The 16185-nt window shown below is 70.5% G+C and carries 16 protein-coding genes; 7 read left to right on the top strand and 9 right to left on the bottom strand.

Annotation, left to right across the window (positions count from 1 at the left end):
- The first annotated feature begins 48 nt into the window (after nt 1–48).
- Both LO931_RS07945 and LO931_RS07940 read left to right on the top strand, forming a co-directional pair.
- Nucleotides 49–669 carry a LysE family translocator gene (locus tag LO931_RS07945; protein WP_229052795.1) on the top strand — a complete coding sequence of 207 codons (621 nt, stop codon included), beginning with the start codon at nt 49–51 and terminating at the stop codon, nt 667–669.
- Nucleotides 670–674: 5 nt separating this feature from the next.
- Nucleotides 675–1142 carry an ASCH domain-containing protein gene (locus tag LO931_RS07940; protein WP_229052793.1) on the top strand — a complete coding sequence of 156 codons (468 nt, stop codon included), beginning with the start codon at nt 675–677 and terminating at the stop codon, nt 1140–1142.
- A gap of 23 nt (nt 1143–1165) precedes the next feature.
- On the opposite strand, the gene LO931_RS07935 is transcribed toward LO931_RS07940, so the two are convergent.
- Nucleotides 1166–2602 (bottom strand): CCA tRNA nucleotidyltransferase, encoded by a 1437-nt coding sequence (locus LO931_RS07935; protein ID WP_229052791.1) that lies wholly within the window; start codon nt 2600–2602, stop codon nt 1166–1168.
- 55 nt (nt 2603–2657) lie between these two features.
- On the opposite strand from LO931_RS07935, the gene murJ reads away from it, so the two are divergent.
- From murJ to trxA, 4 genes are all read left to right on the top strand, one after another.
- Complete coding sequence (gene murJ / locus LO931_RS07930; protein ID WP_229052789.1) at nt 2658–6509, top strand: murein biosynthesis integral membrane protein MurJ; 3852 nt, start codon at nt 2658–2660, stop codon at nt 6507–6509.
- Nucleotides 6510–6571: 62 nt separating this feature from the next.
- The gene (locus tag LO931_RS07925) at nt 6572–8149 is read left to right on the top strand and encodes a protein kinase family protein (RefSeq protein ID WP_229052787.1); all 1578 of its coding nucleotides are present in this window, start codon (nt 6572–6574) and stop codon (nt 8147–8149) included.
- A gap of 68 nt (nt 8150–8217) precedes the next feature.
- Complete coding sequence (trxB, locus tag LO931_RS07920; protein ID WP_229052785.1) at nt 8218–9207, top strand: thioredoxin-disulfide reductase; 990 nt, start codon at nt 8218–8220, stop codon at nt 9205–9207.
- A 33-nt stretch (nt 9208–9240) separates the two neighbouring features.
- Nucleotides 9241–9564, top strand: a complete 324-nt coding sequence (gene trxA / locus LO931_RS07915; protein WP_229052782.1) for a thioredoxin — start codon at nt 9241–9243, stop codon at nt 9562–9564.
- 90 nt (nt 9565–9654) lie between these two features.
- On the opposite strand, the gene LO931_RS07910 is transcribed toward trxA, so the two are convergent.
- The 8 genes from LO931_RS07910 to rpmH all read right to left on the bottom strand — a co-directional run bounded on the left by LO931_RS07910 (nt 9655) and on the right by rpmH (nt 14376).
- Nucleotides 9655–10554 (bottom strand): ParB/RepB/Spo0J family partition protein, encoded by a 900-nt coding sequence (locus tag LO931_RS07910; RefSeq protein WP_229052780.1) that lies wholly within the window; start codon nt 10552–10554, stop codon nt 9655–9657.
- Nucleotides 10551–11453 (bottom strand): ParA family protein, encoded by a 903-nt coding sequence (locus LO931_RS07905; RefSeq protein WP_229052778.1) that lies wholly within the window; start codon nt 11451–11453, stop codon nt 10551–10553. The genes LO931_RS07910 and LO931_RS07905 overlap by 4 nt, the downstream gene beginning before the upstream one ends.
- Before the next feature lie 70 nt (nt 11454–11523).
- Nucleotides 11524–12144, bottom strand: coding sequence for a 16S rRNA (guanine(527)-N(7))-methyltransferase RsmG (gene rsmG, locus LO931_RS07900; RefSeq protein WP_255657805.1), 621 nt, complete (start codon nt 12142–12144; stop codon nt 11524–11526).
- Complete coding sequence (locus LO931_RS07895; protein ID WP_229052775.1) at nt 12144–12617, bottom strand: R3H domain-containing nucleic acid-binding protein; 474 nt, start codon at nt 12615–12617, stop codon at nt 12144–12146. The genes rsmG and LO931_RS07895 overlap by 1 nt, the downstream gene beginning before the upstream one ends.
- Nucleotides 12617–13522, bottom strand: coding sequence for a membrane protein insertase YidC (yidC, locus tag LO931_RS07890; RefSeq protein ID WP_229053112.1), 906 nt, complete (start codon nt 13520–13522; stop codon nt 12617–12619). Before yidC ends, LO931_RS07895 begins: the two co-directional genes overlap by 1 nt.
- A 42-nt stretch (nt 13523–13564) precedes the next feature.
- Nucleotides 13565–13807, bottom strand: coding sequence for a membrane protein insertion efficiency factor YidD (gene yidD / locus LO931_RS07885; protein WP_229052773.1), 243 nt, complete (start codon nt 13805–13807; stop codon nt 13565–13567).
- Nucleotides 13808–13814: 7 nt separating this feature from the next.
- Entirely contained in the window at nt 13815–14162 is a 348-nt protein-coding gene (gene rnpA, locus LO931_RS07880; protein WP_255657803.1) for a ribonuclease P protein component, read from the bottom strand.
- A 76-nt stretch (nt 14163–14238) separates the two neighbouring features.
- The gene (rpmH, locus tag LO931_RS07875) at nt 14239–14376 is read right to left on the bottom strand and encodes a 50S ribosomal protein L34 (protein WP_229052769.1); all 138 of its coding nucleotides are present in this window, start codon (nt 14374–14376) and stop codon (nt 14239–14241) included.
- 354 nt (nt 14377–14730) lie between these two features.
- Here rpmH and dnaA point away from each other — a divergent pair, with 354 nt between their 5' ends.
- Nucleotides 14731–16176 (top strand): chromosomal replication initiator protein DnaA, encoded by a 1446-nt coding sequence (gene dnaA, locus LO931_RS07870; RefSeq protein WP_229052767.1) that lies wholly within the window; start codon nt 14731–14733, stop codon nt 16174–16176.
- Nucleotides 16177–16185 lie beyond the last annotated feature (9 nt).

Here is a 16185-nt window from a genome sequence, read left to right as displayed (position 1 = left end):
TCCCAGCAACGCATTCCGTCGACGGCTCCGCCCGCGTAGCATCCCTCCGTGGAGACCTACCTGTCCTTCCTGCTGTTCGCGACCGTGCTCGCGGCAGCGCCCGGACCCGACACGTTCCTGACCCTGCGCGCCAGCGTGGTCGGCGGCCGGCGCCGCGGACTCATGACCATGGCCGGCATCACGGTGGCCGGGGCGATCCAGGGCGTGCTGGCCGCGACCGGCCTCGGCGCCGTGCTCGCGGCCTCCGAGCCGGTCTTCCTCACGATCCGCTGGGCCGGCGTGCTGTACCTGACCTGGCTCGGGGTCAACGCCCTGCGTGACGCGTTCCGGCGCGACGGGAGCGTGTGGGCCGTCGGAGGCACGGGCCCGAAGGTGTCGCACCGCGCCTCGTTCCGGCAGGGGTTCGTCTGCAACCTCACCAACCCCAAGGTGCTGGCGTTCAACATCGCCGTGCTGCCGCAGTTCGTCGGCGAGGGCCAGGGACTGCCGGCGCTGCTGGCCTACGCCATGACCCTCGTCGTGGTCGGCACGGTGGTGCTGCTGACGGTCGTGCAGCTCGGGTCGGTGGCCGCCCGCCACCTCACCCGTCCGCGCGTGCGCCGCGGCGTCGACGGCACGACCGGCGTCGTGATGCTCGGCTTCGCCACGGCGCTGGCCGTCGAGGCCTGATCCACGTGGAACCACTCGCACCGACCGACGACGCCGCGGTCGAGACCTTCTGGCGAGCCACCGGCGGCACCGGTCCCGCTCCCGAGGCGTGGGCGTTCGGCGACCACGCAGACCTCGCCGACGAGCTGCTGGCGCTGGTGCTCGACGGCACCAAGACCGCGACCGCGTCGTCGCTGTGGGACGTCGAGGCCGACGGAGACCCGGTGCCACGGGTCGGCGACCTCTCGATCCTGCTCGACGGTGCCGGGGCACCTCGCGCGCTGATCCGCACCACGCAGGTGCGCATCGTGCCGTTCATCGACGTCGACGCCGAGCACGCTCGACTCGAGGGCGAGGGCGACCTCACCCTGCAGCACTGGCGGGACGGGCACGAGTCCTTCTTCCGCCGCACGGCCGTCGACCCCCGCGGCTTCGATCCGGCGATGCCCGTCGTCTGCGAACGCTTCGAGCTCGTGAGCCCGACCGCCCCCTGAGGTGCGAAAAAACCGACCGCCCCTCAGCGAGCTGCGTACCAGGCCTTGAGGGCCTCGGTGGCCTGCTCCTCGCCGAGCGGTCCGCGGTCCATGCGCAGGTCGAGCAGGAAGCGGTAGGCCTCACCGACCTCGCGACCGGGCTCGAGACCCAGGATCGCCATGATCTGGGTGCCGTCGAGGTCGGGCCGGATGGAGTCGAGCTCCTCCTGGTCGCGCAGCACCGCGATCCGCTGCTCGAGGTCGTCGTACGTGCGCTGCAGGCGGGCCGCCTTGCGGGCGTTGCGGGTCGTGCAGTCGGCCCGGGTCAGCACGTGCAGGCGCTCGAGCTGGTCGCCCGCGTCGCGCACGTAGCGCCGCACGGCCGAGTCGGTCCACTCCCCGGAGCCGTAGCCGTGGAAGCGCAGGTGCAGCTCGACCAGCAGCGCGACCTGGTCGATGACGTCGTTGCTGTAGCGCAGCTCGCGCAGGCGCCTGCGGGTCATCTTGGCGCCGACGACGTCGTGGTGGTGGAACGTGACGGTGCCGCCGGTGTGGAAGCGCCGGGTGCGGGGCTTGCCGATGTCGTGCAGCAGGGCGGCGAGCCGGATCACCAGGTCGGGCTGCTTCTCCAGCCGCGACTCCAGGGCCACGGCCTGCTCGAGCACCGTCAGCGAGTGCTCGAAGACGTCCTTGTGACGGTGGTGCTCGTCGTCGGTCAGACGCAGGGCGGGCAGCTCGGGCAGCACCCGCTCGGCCAGACCCGTGTCGACCAGGAGCCGCAGGCCGGCCACGGGGTCCGCGGCGCACAGCGTCTTGTCGAGCTCGTCGCGCACCCGCTCGGCCGAGACGATGGACAGCCGGTCGGCCTGCGCGGTCATGGCGGCGACGACGTCGGCATCCGCCACGAACCCGAGCTGCGCGACGAAGCGCGCCGCGCGCATCATCCGCAGCGGGTCGTCGTCGAAGGACTGCTGCGCGGTGACGGGCGTGGTGAGTCGTCGCTCAGCCAGCGCGGTGAGTCCGTCGAAGGGATCGACCAGGCCGCCCGTCGACAGCACGACCGCCATCGCGTTGACCGTGAAGTCGCGGCGCGACAGGTCGCCCGCGAGGGTGTCGCCGAAGGCGACGACGGGCTTGCGTGAGGCGGGGTCGTACTCGTCGGTGCGGTACGTCGTGATCTCGAGCTGGTCGTCGCCCTTGCGCAGGCCGATCGTGCCGAACTCGCGACCCACGTCCCACACGGCGTCGGCCCAGCCCGCCACGAGCTGCTCGATCTGCTCGGGGCGCGCCGAGGTCGTCAGGTCGAGGTCGTTGACCGGACGCCCGAGGAGCGCGTCGCGCACGGGTCCGCCGACGACCGCGATCTCGTGTCCCTGCTCGGCGAACAGCTCGCCCAGCCGGACGAGCACCGGGTGCTGGCGGAGCAGGGTCGACGTGCTGCCGGCTGGGCGGCCGGACGGCACGGCGGACGGGGTGGACACGGTGCCTGAGTCTACGGCCCGGCCGCGGGCCGGCAGCCACCCCTAACATGGTCCGGTGAGCCGCCCCCGTCCTGTGCGACCGACGCCGCGCGCGGCCGTCGCCGTTGCGCTGGGCCTGCTGCTCCTCCTGCTGGTGCCGATGAGCCCCGGACACACCGCAGAAGACCCCCAGGTCGCGGTCACGATCGACACGTTCTCACCGCGTGAGCTCGACCCCGGCCAGCCCGTCACGATCACCGGGACGATCCGCAACGACAACGAGGCAGCCTGGACCACGACCCAGGCCTACGCGTCGATCTCCCGCCAGCCGTCGACGACGCGCGCCGAGCTGGTCGAGAGCATCGCCGAGGGCACGGGCTTCTCCGGCTCACGCATCGTCGACCTGGAGTCGATCGCCGAGATCGGGACCCTCGATCCGGGTGAGTCGGCCCCGTTCACCATCACGGTGCCGTGGGACGAGCTCGGCATCACGTCCGCGGCGGGCGTGCGCACCGTGGGCGTGCAGGTTCTCGGCACGGCGCCCGACGGCTCACGATCGACCACCCCGATCGGCCGCGCGGCGACGGTGGTGACGGTCGCCGACGACGCACCGCCCGCGGGCGTTCCGGGAGCGCTGGCCCTCACGCTCGCCTCCCCGGTCGACGTGGCGGCCGACGGCACCCTGATCGGCGTCGACGCGCTCGTCGAGACCACCGGACCGGCGGGCTCGCTGCGTCGCATCCTCGACCTCGCGCGCAGCATGCCGGCCGGCAGCGCCTCCCTGGTGCTCGACCCGCAGCTTCTCGACGTGCTCTCGCGTCTCACCGACGACGGCGACGACGGCGACGACGCCGTCGACCCGGAGGACCTGGGCCTGGAGGAGGGCGACCTCGAACGTCTCACCACGTTCGTGGCCGAGCTCCGCGCGACCATGACGACCGTCCCGACGATCCTGCTCGGGTACGGGAGCCCCGACGTCACGGCGCTCTCCACGATCGCCGGTGGTGCCGAGCTGTTCGGCCTCGTCAGCGATCTCACCGCCCAGGTCGTCCAGGCCGACGAGGTGCCGGGCACCCCGGCCACGTGGGTCCCGACCGGCGGTCTCAGCAGCAGCGTGCTGCGCCTGGTCGCCGGCACCCACCCCCTCCTCGTCGACGTCTCGGACCTGCCCGAGTGGGAGGAGGCCGACGGCTCGCTCGTGACCGCCATGGGTGACGACGTCGGCGCCACGACCCTGGTGCGCCGCACGCTGTCGGGCTCGCTGCCCGGGACGGCGACCGCGGCGACGATCCGCCAGGAGCTGCTCGCCGAGCGGGACCTCGCCCAGCGCGACCGCGACGAGACCGACGAGTCGCGGGCCGACGCCGTCGTCGTGACGCCCGCGGGCTGGGACCCGGGCGCCGCCTGGCGCTCGGCCGACATCGCCGGCCTCTGGGCGTCGGGCCTGCTGACTCCCCGCCCCCTCGACGTGTCTCCCATGGCCGGGCTGCCGGAGGTGGCCGTGGGGTCCGGGGCCCAGGCCGACACCACGGCCGCGGACGCGGTCCGCCAGCTGCAGCTCGCGTCGTCGCAGCTGGCCTCGATCTCGACGAGCGAGACGGCCGCCCGTGACGACGCGATCCTGATCGCCGACCTCCTCGGACTCGGTCGCCGCTCGGACCCTGCTGGCGTGGTCGCCGCGGCGACGGAGCGCCGCACCGCGATCCTGGCCGACCTCTCGCTGCCCACGATCGAGGGCCCACCGAGCTTCCTGCTCGCCGGGCGCGAGGGCCAGGTGCCCGTCACGATCGACAACCCGACCGACCAGCCGATCCGCGTCGGCATCCGGGTGAGCTCGACCAACCCGCAGCTGCAGGTCGACGACGTCGCCCCGGTCGACGTGCCGGCGCTCTCCCGCACGACCGTGACGATCCCGCTCGACGTCGGTCAGCAGAACACCACGTCACTGACCGCCCAGCTCGTGACGCCGGACGGCAGCCCGATCGGCTCGGTCGCGCGCTTCAACGTCCGCTCGAGCAACACCAGCACCATCATCTGGATCACGATGGGCGTGGCCGCTGGGCTGCTGGTGATCGCCGTGGCGCGCCGCCTCTGGCGACGTAGTCGCGGCCTCGACGGCCCGCGCGACCGCACCGCTCCCGTGCCCGAGGATCCGCCGTTCGACGACGCGAGTGCGTCCGCGGAGCCCGAACCCGTCCAGGACCCTGTGCCGGATCCCGGGCCTGATCCAGTCCCGGACTCCGACGGCTCGCCGGCGGCATCCACCCCGGCAGCGCCGGTCGACCGGGTGCAGGACGCCTCCGGCACCGACGTGACCCGTGCCAGCGCGTGGATGGCGCTCGGCACCCTGGTCTCGCGCATCACCGGCTTCCTGCGGGCCCTCCTGCTCATCTGGGCCATCGGCACGGGTCTCAACGGCGACATCTTCAACAACGCGAACACGGTGCCGAACGCGCTGTACATCCTCGTCGCCGGCGGTGTCTTCAACGTCGTGCTGGTGCCGCAGCTCGTGCGCACGATGCGATCGGACGAGGACGGCGGAGATGCGTACGCCAACCGCGTCATCACGCTCGGCCTGCTGGTGCTCGGGTTCGCGACGCTGGTGCTGGTGCTCGCGGCACCTCTGCTCGTCCGCCTCGTGTTCGACTCGCAGCTGTTCGCCGCGGGCAACGAGGGACCTCGCTCCTCCGCGCTGCTGCTGATGTACCTCTGCGTGCCGCAGGTCTTCTTCTACGGCGCCTTCGTGCTCGTCGGTCAGATTCTCAACGCGCGCGGCCGCTTCGGGCCGATGATGTGGGCGCCCATCGTCAACAACGTCGTCGCGTGCGTGGCGCTCGTCGGGTACATGGTGATGTTCGGCCGCGAGGGCGGCTCCGACGGCTTCAGCGTGGGTGAGTCGCTCGTGCTCGGCATCGGCTCGACCCTCGGCATCGTCGTGCAGGCAGCGGTGCTCGTGCCGTACCTGCGGGCGGCGGGCTTCCACTACCGACCGCGCTTCGACTTCCGCGGCGTCGGCCTGGGCCACACCCTCAAGCTCGGCGCCTGGACGCTGGCCTCGATCGTGGTCAACCAGGTCGCCTTCATCGTGGTCAGTCGGCTCGGCACCGCCGGCAACCTGGCCGGCGCCGCGAGCGGCGAGGCCAGCAGTGGCTCGGCGGTCTACAACCTCGGCTACATCGTGAGCCAGGTGCCGCACGGTGTGGTCACGGTGTCCCTGGCGACCGCGATCATGCCGACGCTCGCCGCCCTCGCCCACGCTCGCGACTACGACCGCTTCCTCGGGACGATCGCCGAGACGACCCGCACCGCCCTGTTCCTGCTCGTGCCCGTGGCCGTCGCGATCGCCTGCCTGGGTCACGACCTCGCGCGCAGCATCTCGCTCGGTGCTGCCAGCAGCGGCGGCGAGGCGATCGGCAACACGCTGGTGGCGCTGGCCCCCGCCGTGGTGGTCTTCAGCCTCATGTTCCTGCTGATCAGGGCGTTCTACGCCGACGAGGACACCCGCGTTCCCTTCGTCGTGCAGAGCATCGTGGCGGCCACGAACATCGCCGTCGCGGTCACGCTGACGCGTCACGTGGCTCCCGAGCACGTCGCGCCGGCGCTCGGCGTGGCGCTCAGCACGGCCTACCTCGTCGGCACGGTCTGCGCCCTCATCTGGGTCCGCCGCCGGTTCGGGTCGGTCGTCGACGCCTCGCTCGTCGGGTTCCTGGTCCGTCTGGCCGTGACGTGCGCGGCCGCGGCCGCGGCGATGCTCCTGGCCCGCGAGTCGCTGGTGGCCCTGGGCATCGACTCCACCCGTCCCGCGGACGCGGTCGTCCGGATGGCCGTCGCGGGCGTGATCGGCGCCGGGGTGTACCTGCTGGGCAGCCGGCTGGCGGGGATGGACGAGCTGCGCAAGCTCGGCACGGTCGTCCGCGCGCGACGCTGATCCGCGCGCCCGGTGATCCACGTGGAACGACCCCGCCGCCGGTAGACTCTGCGGCGAAAGGGGTGCTGGCATTGGCAGGACGACGAACACTGGTCTCCGGTGACGTCATCGCTGAGCGCTACCACCTGCAGGACCTCGTGCACGAGCGCCTCGGATCGACGACCTGGCGGGCCCACGACGCCGTGCTGTCGCGCAACGTCGGCCTCGAGCTGCTGCCCAGCAGCGACCCACGCGCCGAGCGCTTCCTCGACGCCGCCCGTGGCTCCACGGTCGTCTCGGACCCCCGATTCCTGCGCGTGCTCGACCTGATCCAGGACGACCACGGCCACCACATGATCGTGCGCGAGTGGGCCCGGGCCTTCCCGCTCGACGCCGTGCTCGCGCAGGCTCCCCTGCCGAGCTGGCGCGCGGCGGCGATCGTCATCGAGGTCGCCGAGGCCCTGGCGAACGCGCACGACCGTGGCCAGCACCACCGGCGCCTGACGCCCCACCAGGTCCTCCTCAAGGAGTCCGGGGCCGTGCGCGTCGTCGGACTCGGCGTCGCCACGGCGCTGGCTCCCGTCGGCAGCACCGAGAACCAGCCCGACACGGCCCAGCTCGAGCGGCTCGACGTGCAGAGCCTCGGCAAGCTGCTCTACGCGTGCCTCGTCGCGCGGTGGCCCGGAGGGCACGTCGACGGCCTGCGCGCGGCACCCACCGAGCACGGTCGCGTGCTGCGTCCGCGCCAGGTGCGCGCCGGCGTCGACCGCGAGATCGACGCGATCTGTGATCGCGTCCTCGGCAACCCGCCCGTCCACGGCCGCCGACCCATCACGACCGCCGCCGACGTCGCGCACGAGCTGCGCGGGGTGCTCTCCCGGCTCGATCCGCACGACACCGCCGGCGGCACCACGACCTCGCCCGACCTCGTGCGGTACGACCCGGTCGTCGAGCCTCTCGGTCCCCCGCCGGGTCTCGAGCCGCCGAGGCCGCGCCCCAAGGCCTTCGCGCCCAAGCCCCCCACCACGCTCGAACGACGCAAGGCGCAGGCGCGCAGCCTGACCAAGGGCGAGCGCGGCCTCGTGCTGCTCGGCGCCGTCGGCGTGCTGCTGATCCTGCTGGTCATCGCCTTCATGGCCGGTCGCCAGGGCCCTGTCCCCGACCCGGAGCCGAGCCAGTCGTCGGCCACGGGTGATGTCGGGGTGCTCCCCATCGAGCGCGTCATCGACTTCGACCCGCAGGGCGACGGCAGCGAGTCCAGCGACACGGTCGGCCAGGCGGTCGACGGCGATCCGTCCACCACCTGGGCCACGCAGTCCTACCGCAACCGCGCCGACCTCGGCGGGCTCAAGGACGGCGTCGGTCTGATCCTCGACCTCGGGGCGACGCGCCAGGTCGACTCCGTGCGGCTGAACCTCGTCGGCGCACCCACGAGCCTGCAGATCCTCACAGCTCCGCCGAGCGTCGACGGCGCACCGCGCTCGATCGACGGCCTCACGCCGGTCGCCTCGGTGCAGGACGGCGGCACCGACGTCACGGTCAGCCTCCCGCAGGGCACGGTCACGCGGTACGTCGTCGTGTGGCTGACGTCGCTGCCCCAGGCGGCTCCGAACGAGTTCCGCGGCGAGATCGCCGAGGTCAGGGTCGACGGCGTCTCCTGACCCGCCCGGCGGGGAATGTCCCGCCACTAGGCTGTGTTGAACCAGGCGTCACCAGCAGAGAGCAGACCATGAGCACTGAGTCGTCCGTCATCGGCGTCCGCAACCTGATCATCATCGGGTCGGGCCCCTCCGGCTACACCGCGGCCATCTACGCCGCGCGCGCGAACCTCGAGCCCCTCGTCTTCGAGGGCTCGGTGACCGCGGGCGGAGCCCTGATGAACACCACCGACGTCGAGAACTTCCCCGGGTTCCCCGACGGCATCATGGGCCCGGCTCTGATGGACAATCTCCGCGCGCAGGCAGAGCGTTTCGGCGCCGAGCTCGTGGCCGACGACGTCACCGAGGTCGACCTCACCGGCGACGTCAAGACCGTCACGCTCGGCGACGGCTCCACGCACCGGGCCAAGGCCGTCGTGCTGGCCACCGGCTCGGGCTACCGCAAGCTCGACATCCCTCGCGAGGACGAGCTCTCGGGCCACGGCGTCAGCTGGTGCGCGACGTGTGACGGCTTCTTCTTCCGCGAGCAGAACATCGTGGTCGTCGGCGGCGGCGACTCCGCGCTCGAGGAGGCGACGTTCCTGACGCGCTTCGCCAGCAAGGTCACGCTGGTGCACCGCCGTGACGAGCTGCGCGCCTCCAAGATCATGCAGGACCGCGCCCTGGCGAACGACAAGATCGAGTTCGCCTGGAACTCCGAGGTCGCCGAGCTCCACGGCGAGCACAGCCTGGAGTCCGTCACGCTGCGCGACACCGTGACCGGCGCGACCCGCTCGCTGGATGCCACGGGCCTGTTCATCGCGATCGGCCACGACCCGCGCTCGGAGCTGCTGCGCGGCCAGGTCGACCTCGACGACGAGGGCTACGTGCTCGTGCAGGAGGGCTCGACCGCCACCAACATCGCCGGCGTCTTCGCCGCCGGCGACTTGGTCGACCACACCTACCGCCAGGCCATCACCGCCGCCGGCACCGGCTGCGCCGCGTCGCTCGACGCGGAGCGCTACCTGGCGAACCTCGAGCACGCGGGCGCTCCGGCCCCCGACGCCGCCCTCATCGACTGACCACCCATCCGAGCTACCCACAGGAGAACTGACATGGCCACCATCAACGCCGTCACCGACGCCGACTTCGACGAGATCGTCCTGAACGCCAAGGGCCCCGTGCTCGTGGACTTCTGGGCCGACTGGTGCGGCCCGTGCCGTCAGCTCGCGCCGATCCTGCAGGAGATCGCCAACGAGAAGGGCGAGGAGCTGACCGTCGTCAAGATTGACGCCGACGCCAACCCCGTCACCCCGGCGAAGTACCGCGTCACCGGCCTGCCCACCATCAACCTCTACAACGGTGGTGAGCTCGTCTCCTCGATCGTCGGCGTGCGTCCGAAGAACGCGCTGCTCGCGGAGATCGACAAGCACATCTGAGTCATCTGCGAGATACACAAATCCCCTTGTCGACAAATCGACAAGGGGATTTGTGTATCTATTGACAGCGCGAATTGGCCGTCATTCCGGCTACGACGGCTTTGACGGGTCCATCAGCTCGACGATGCGCTCGAGGTCGTCGATCGTGGCGAACTCCACCGTGATGCGACCCTTCGAGCGGCCGAGGTTGATCTTGACCCGGGTGTCGAAGCGCTCCGAGAGCCGGCGGGCCACGTCGTCGACCCGGGGCGCCGAGAGCGTCGGGGAGGAACGGCGGGTGGTCGATCCCCGCTCGTCGTCGGTCAGCGTGACGATCTCCTCCAGGGCCCGCACCGAGAGGCCCTCGGCCACGACCCGGGTCGCGAGGCGCTCCTGGATCTCGGAGTTCGTGACTGTCACGAGCGCACGGGCGTGGCCCGCGGACAGCACCCCCGCGGCGACGCGACGCTGCACCGCCGGCGTCAGGCGGAGCAACCGGAGCGTGTTGCTGATCTGCGGACGCGACCGGCCGATGCGGGTCGCGAGCTCCTCGTGCGTGCAGCCGAAGTCGTCGAGCAGCTGCTGGTAGGCCGCCGCCTCCTCGAGCGGGTTCAGCTGCGACCGGTGCAGGTTCTCGAGCAGGGCGTCGCGCAGGAGGTCCTCGTCCTGCGTCTCGCGCACGACCGCAGCGATCGTCTCCAGGCCGGCCTCGCGGTGCGCGCGCCAGCGGCGCTCGCCCATGATGAGCTCGTAGCGGTCGGGGGAGACCTCGCGCACCACCACCGGCTGGAGCAGCCCGATCTCCTTGATGGAGTGGACCAGCTCGGCCATGGCCTCCTCGTCGAAGACCGTGCGCGGCTGGCGCGGGTTGGGCTCGACCGACTCGACCGGGATCTCGGCGAACCGAGCGCCCTCGATCTGCTTCAGACCGGAGCTCTCCGCCTCGTCCGAGCTCTGCGGGATCAGCGCCTCGAGACCACGACCCAGCCCACGACTACGGCGACCACTCATGCCCTGACTCCCTCTTCGGCGATCTCCCGTGCGGCCTCGATGTACGAGAGCGCACCCGATGACGTCGGATCGTAGGTGACGACCGTCTGGTGGTAGCTCGGGGCCTCCGAGATCCGCACCGAGCGCGGGATGGCCGTGTCGAGCACCTCGCTGCCGAAGTGCTGGCGCACCTCGTTGGCGACGCCCGACGACAGGTTCGTGCGGCCGTCGTACATCGTCAGCAGGATCGTGGTGACGGCCAGCTTCGGGTTGAGGTGCGACTTCACCAGCTCGATGTTGCGCAGCAGCTGTCCGAGACCCTCCAGCGCGTAGTACTCGCACTGGATCGGGATCAGGACCTCACGACCGGCCACCATCGCGTTGACGGTCAGCAGCCCCAGCGACGGCGGGCAGTCGATGTAGACGTAGTCGTAGCGGTCGCCGGCGTCCTCGGATTCAGCCAGGTACGACTGCAGGGCCTTGTCGAGACGCGTCTCGCGAGCGACCAGGGAGACGAGCTCAATCTCCGCTCCGGCCAAGTCGATCGAGGCGGGCAGCACCGAGATGCTCTCGTGGGCCGGGCACGGCTGCACGAGCGCGTCGATCGACTCGCCCTCGACGAGCGCCTCGTAGACGCCGGCCGTGCCCTCGGAGTGCGGGATGTCGAGCGCGGTGGAGGTGTTGCCCTGGGGGTCCAGGTCGATCACCAGGACGCGCAGGCCCTTGACGGCCATCGCAGCGGCGAGGTTCACGGTGGTCGTCGTCTTGCCGACGCCACCCTTCTGGTTCGCCACCACGAAGATCCGGGTCTTCTCCGGCCGGGGGAGGTGCACGATGGCGTCGACCTTGCGGGCGAGGGCGACGTGCTCCTCGGCAGCGCGGGCGAGCGGGGTCGAGTCGTCGGGATGCACAGCAGCCATCTCCTCCACCTCCTCTTCTGGTTTCACGTGAAACGCTGGTCTGGGTCGCGCAATGGGGTCAAGCGGGTGGTCAGCGGGTCAGCTCGACGACCGTGGTCGGAACCGCGAGATCACCATAGGACTCGATCCGAACGTCGGTCACACCCAGACGTCCGAGCAGTGGACGGGCCGCCTCGACCTCGTCCGGGGCCGAGCGGCCCTTCATCGCGAGCAGCACCCCACCGGGCGCGACCAGCGGCCAGCACCAGGTCGTGAGCTTGTCGAGAGCCGCCACCGCGCGTGCCGTGACGACGTCGTAGCGACCGGGGTGGTCCTCGGCGCGGGAGCGAGCGATCTCGACGTTGGTCAGACCGAGGTCGGCGACGACCTCCTCGAGAAACGAGACGCGGCGCAGCAGCGGCTCGACCAGGGTCATGCGGATGTCGGGTCGCGCGATCGCCCACACGACGCCTGGCAGACCGGCGCCGGTGCCAACGTCGGCGACAGTCGACCCCTGGGGGAGTCGCGGGGTCACCACCACGCAGTTCAGCAGGTGGCGCTCCCACAGCCGCGGGACCTCACGGGGACCGATCATGCCGCGGTCGACACCCCAGGTGCTCAACAGCTCGGCGTAGCGCTGCGCCTGGGGCCAGGCGTCGCCGAACAGATCGGCAGATCCCTCGGGAGGTTCCGTTTCACGTGAAACGGACATCACGCACCGGCGGGGAGAACCACCACGAAGCGACGGGGCTCGTCGCCCTCGGACTCACTGCGCAGCCCGGCCTCGGCCACGACGTCGTGGATGATCTTGCGTTCGAACGCCGACATCGGAGCCAGGTCGATGCGCTCGGACCCGTCGCGGATCGCCGCGACGGCGCCGGCGGCCTCCTCGCGCAGCTCGGCCCGACGGCCCTCGCGGTATCCCGCGATGTCGAGCATCAACCGGCTGCGCTCGCCCGTCTGGCGGTAGACGGCCAGGCGCGTCAGCTCCTGCAGCGCGTCGAGCACCTGACCGTCGGAGCCGACCAGGTGCGTCAGGCTTCCGCCGACGATCGAGACCGCGGCACGATCTCCGTCGACGTCCATGTCGATGTCGCCGTCAAGATCGGCGATGTCCAGCAGGCCTTCGAGGAAGTCCGCGGCGATGTCGCCCTCGGCCTCCAGCTTCGCGGCGTCGGCGCTCATCAGCGGCCACCCTTCTTGCGTTGGTTGCGAGTCTGCTTCTTCGGCTGCTGACGCGGCTTGGGCTTCACGATCTCGTCGACCACGGTGCTCGGGTCGGCAGCGACGTCCTTGCCCTTGGCAGCGTCACGCTGCTGCTTCGCCTTGAAGGCGGGAGTCCCCGGTGCCGGGTTGCGACGGATCACGTAGAACTGCTGACCCATGGTCCAGAAGTTCGAGGTGACCCAGTAGAAGAGCACGCCCATCGGGAAGAAGATGCCGCCGACGGCGAAGACCGGGGGAAGGATGTAGAGCAGCATCTTCTGCTGCTGGGCGTACGGGCCGTTCAGCGCGTCGGCCGGCATGTTCTTGGCCATCAGCTGGCGCTGCGTCAGGAACTGCGTCGCGCACATGACGATGACCAGGAAGATCGCGATGACCTGCGTCTGCAGGTGCTCGGCGTTGATGAAGGTGTCGGCGATGCGGCCGCCGAGGAACTCCGACTGGCTCAACGAGGTGGCGTCCTCGCGCGTCAGGAATCCCTTGGCGCCGTCGGCGCCCTTCTTGGCCGCCTGGTCGATCGTGCGGAACAGCGCGAAGAAGATCGGCATCTGCGCCAGGAGCGGGAGGCACGAGGCGAACGGGTTGGTGCCCGTCTCCTTCCAGAGCTTCATCTGCTCCTGGGTCAGGCGCTCACGGTCGTGGCCGTACTTCTTCTGCAGCTCCTTGATCTTGGGCTGCAGGAGCTGCATGTTGCGGCTGCTCTTGATCTGCTTGACGAACAGCGGAATCAGCATCGCCCGGATCGTGATCGTCAGGCCGATGATGGACAGCACCCACACCCAGCCGTCGCTCAGGCCCGGGATGTGATCGAACCCCCAGTGCCAAGCCTTCAGGACGGCGGACACCGCGTAGTACAGCGGTGTCATGATCGCCGAACCGATCGCGCTGAAGATCTCCACGTTTACTCCTCAGTGGGACACCGGCGTCGTGGCCGATGTCGGGGGGACGGGGTCGTACCCGCCAGGGCTCCAGGGGTGGCACCGCAGCAAGCGTCGCAGGGCGAGCCACGAACCGCGGAACGCACCATGCGTCTCGACGGCGCCGAGGGCGTAGGCCGAACACGTCGGATGGTACCGACAGACCTGGCCGTACAGGGGACTGATGGCGAACCGGTAGGCCTTCAGCAGGCCGATCAGCAGCAGGCGGAGCATCCCGGACTCAGACCCGACCGGCCGACGACCGCCGCGACGCGCGCTGCAGGCTGCCGATCACGTCGCCCGCCAGGTCGGTGCTCTCGGCCGCAGGGGCGAGGGCCCGCACGACCACGCGGCTGCCCGCGGGCAGCCCCGCGAGCTCGCTGCGCAGAGCGTGACGGATGCGACGCTTGACCCGGTTGCGGACGACCGCGTTGCCGACCTTCTTGCCGACCACGAGACCGACGCGCACGCCGAGCTCGTCGGTCAGCGCCAGGTGCGTGACGACCGTTCCGGTCGACGCCGAGGCGCCGCGACGGATCGTGCGACGGAACTCGTCGCCGTCACGCATCCGCGCCGCCTGGGGGAGCACCGATCAGGCCCGGTGCGACAGCACGAGATCAGCGCTGTGCGACAGCACGAGATCAGCCCTGTGCAGCAGCACGAGATCAGGCAGAGAGCTTCGCGCGGCCCTTGTTGCGGCGCGACGCCAGGATGGCGCGGCCGGCACGCGTGCGCATGCGGAGGCGGAAGCCGTGCTTCTTGGAGCGACGACGGTTGTTCGGCTGGAAAGTGCGCTTGCTCACGGGAGTGTCCTTCTCGAGGGGAAATCAATGATCGAATCGACGATCACCGCTCACCCACGACATCGCCGGCGCCTGCGAGGGCTCCGGGTCGCGGGTACGCGGCCAACGGTCGCGCGACTGTCCAACGGTACGGGGGTCCTCAGACAGTGGTCAAACCGACCGTCCTACTCCTGTGCAGCACGAGCCGTCCACACGACACGCCGAGAGACTTGGCAGATTGTGCAGAACTGGCTTGTGTGGTGCCGCGGCGCGCTGCTAGCGTCACCGCGGTACCAAGTTGTCCACAGTTCAAAGTGGTCCGGGCCATCTACGTGCACACCATGTGGAAAACCGTGTGGACCCAATGGAGGCCACATGTCCGACGGATCCGCGTCTACCTCGGAGGCTGATCTCTCGGCCGCCTGGCAGGCCGCCGTCGACCGCCTCTCGCCCGGTGCCCGCGTGTGGGTCTTCCCCGCCGTTCCGCTGAGCTTCCACAACGACATCGTCATCGCCGCGGTGCAGAACGACCTCGCCCGGGCGCAGCTCGAGTCGCGCGTCCGCCCCGTGCTCGAGCAGGCGCTGAGCCGTGAGCTCGGCACCGAGGTCCGGCTGGTCGTCACGATCGACGCCAGCATCAGCCCGCCCGAGGCGCTCGTCCCCGACGAGATCCCGAATCGGCACACGGTGCTCGACCTCGACGAGGACGACGACGAGGACCACTTCGTGCCGCAGTGGGGGCCGGCGCCCACCCCCGTCACGGGCCGCCCCGCCAACATCGCCGAGGCACGGCTCAACCCCCGCTACCTCTTCGAGAACTTCGTCACCGGCTCGTCCAACCGCTTCGCCCACGCGGCAGCGGTCGCCACGGCCGAGGCTCCGGGCAAGGCGTACAACCCGCTCGTCATCTACGGCGACTCCGGCCTGGGCAAGACGCACCTGCTGCACGCGATCGGCCACTACGTCCTCGGTCTCTACCCGTCGTCGCGGGTGCGCTACGTCAACACCGAGGAGTTCACGAACGACGTCATCAACGCGATCGGCGAGCGCCGCACCGGCGAGCTCAAGCGCAAGTACCGCGAGATCGACGTCCTGCTGGTCGACGACATCCAGTTCATCGAGGGCAAGGAAGCGACGCAGGAGGAGTTCTTCCACACGTTCAACGCCTTGCACAACGAGAACAAGCAGATCGTCATGACGTCCGACCGTCCGCCCAAGAACCTCAAGACGCTCGAGGAGCGGCTGCGCAACCGGTTCGAGTGGGGCCTCACGACCGACGTCACGCCGCCCGAGCTCGAGACCCGCATCGCGATCCTGCGCAAGAAGGCCGCGAACGACGGCCTCACCGTGCCGGCCGACGTGCTGGAGTTCATCGCCACCAAGGTGCAGACCAACATCCGCGAGCTCGAGGGCGCGCTCATCCGCGTCACGGCGTTCGCGAACCTCAACAAGACCCCGGTCGACATGAACCTGTCGCAGATCGTCCTGAAGGACCTGGTCAGCGCCGGCGGCGACCCGGAGGTCACGAGTGCGCTGATCATCGCGCAGACGTCGGCCTACTCGGAGTTCTCCATCGAGGAGATCTGCGGCACGAACCGCTCGCGCGACCTCGTGCTGGCCCGCCAGATCGGCATGTACCTGTGCCGAGAGCTCACCGAGATGTCGCTGCCCAAGATCGGCCAGGAGTTCGGCGGGCGCGACCACACCACCGTGATGCACGCGGTGCGCAAGATCGGTGCCCTCATGACCGAGAAGCACGCGGTCTTCAACCAGGTCACCGAGCTGACGAACCGCATCAAGCAGCAGGCTCGCCAGTCCTGAGCCGCGCGA

The organism is Aeromicrobium sp. Leaf350, from assembly GCF_916858655.1.
Lineage (GTDB): Bacteria > Actinomycetota > Actinomycetes > Propionibacteriales > Nocardioidaceae > Aeromicrobium.
This window is presented reverse-complemented; position numbering and strand designations above follow the sequence as displayed.

What these genes read in the sequence shown, in the direction of transcription:
- trxB (WP_229052785.1), top strand. Translation starts at nt 8,218, where the DNA reads ATGAGCACTGAGTCGTCCGTCATCGGCGTCCGCAACCTGATCATCATC.
- trxA (WP_229052782.1), top strand. Translation starts at nt 9,241, where the DNA reads ATGGCCACCATCAACGCCGTCACCGACGCCGACTTCGACGAGATCGTC.
- LO931_RS07910 (WP_229052780.1), bottom strand. Translation starts at nt 10,554, where the DNA reads ATGAGTGGTCGCCGTAGTCGTGGGCTGGGTCGTGGTCTCGAGGCGCTG.
- LO931_RS07905 (WP_229052778.1), bottom strand. Translation starts at nt 11,453, where the DNA reads ATGGCTGCTGTGCATCCCGACGACTCGACCCCGCTCGCCCGCGCTGCC.
- rsmG (WP_255657805.1), bottom strand. Translation starts at nt 12,144, where the DNA reads ATGTCCGTTTCACGTGAAACGGAACCTCCCGAGGGATCTGCCGATCTG.
- LO931_RS07895 (WP_229052775.1), bottom strand. Translation starts at nt 12,617, where the DNA reads ATGAGCGCCGACGCCGCGAAGCTGGAGGCCGAGGGCGACATCGCCGCG.
- yidC (WP_229053112.1), bottom strand. Translation starts at nt 13,522, where the DNA reads ATGACACCGCTGTACTACGCGGTGTCCGCCGTCCTGAAGGCTTGGCAC.
- yidD (WP_229052773.1), bottom strand. Translation starts at nt 13,807, where the DNA reads ATGCTCCGCCTGCTGCTGATCGGCCTGCTGAAGGCCTACCGGTTCGCC.
- dnaA (WP_229052767.1), top strand. Translation starts at nt 14,731, where the DNA reads ATGTCCGACGGATCCGCGTCTACCTCGGAGGCTGATCTCTCGGCCGCC.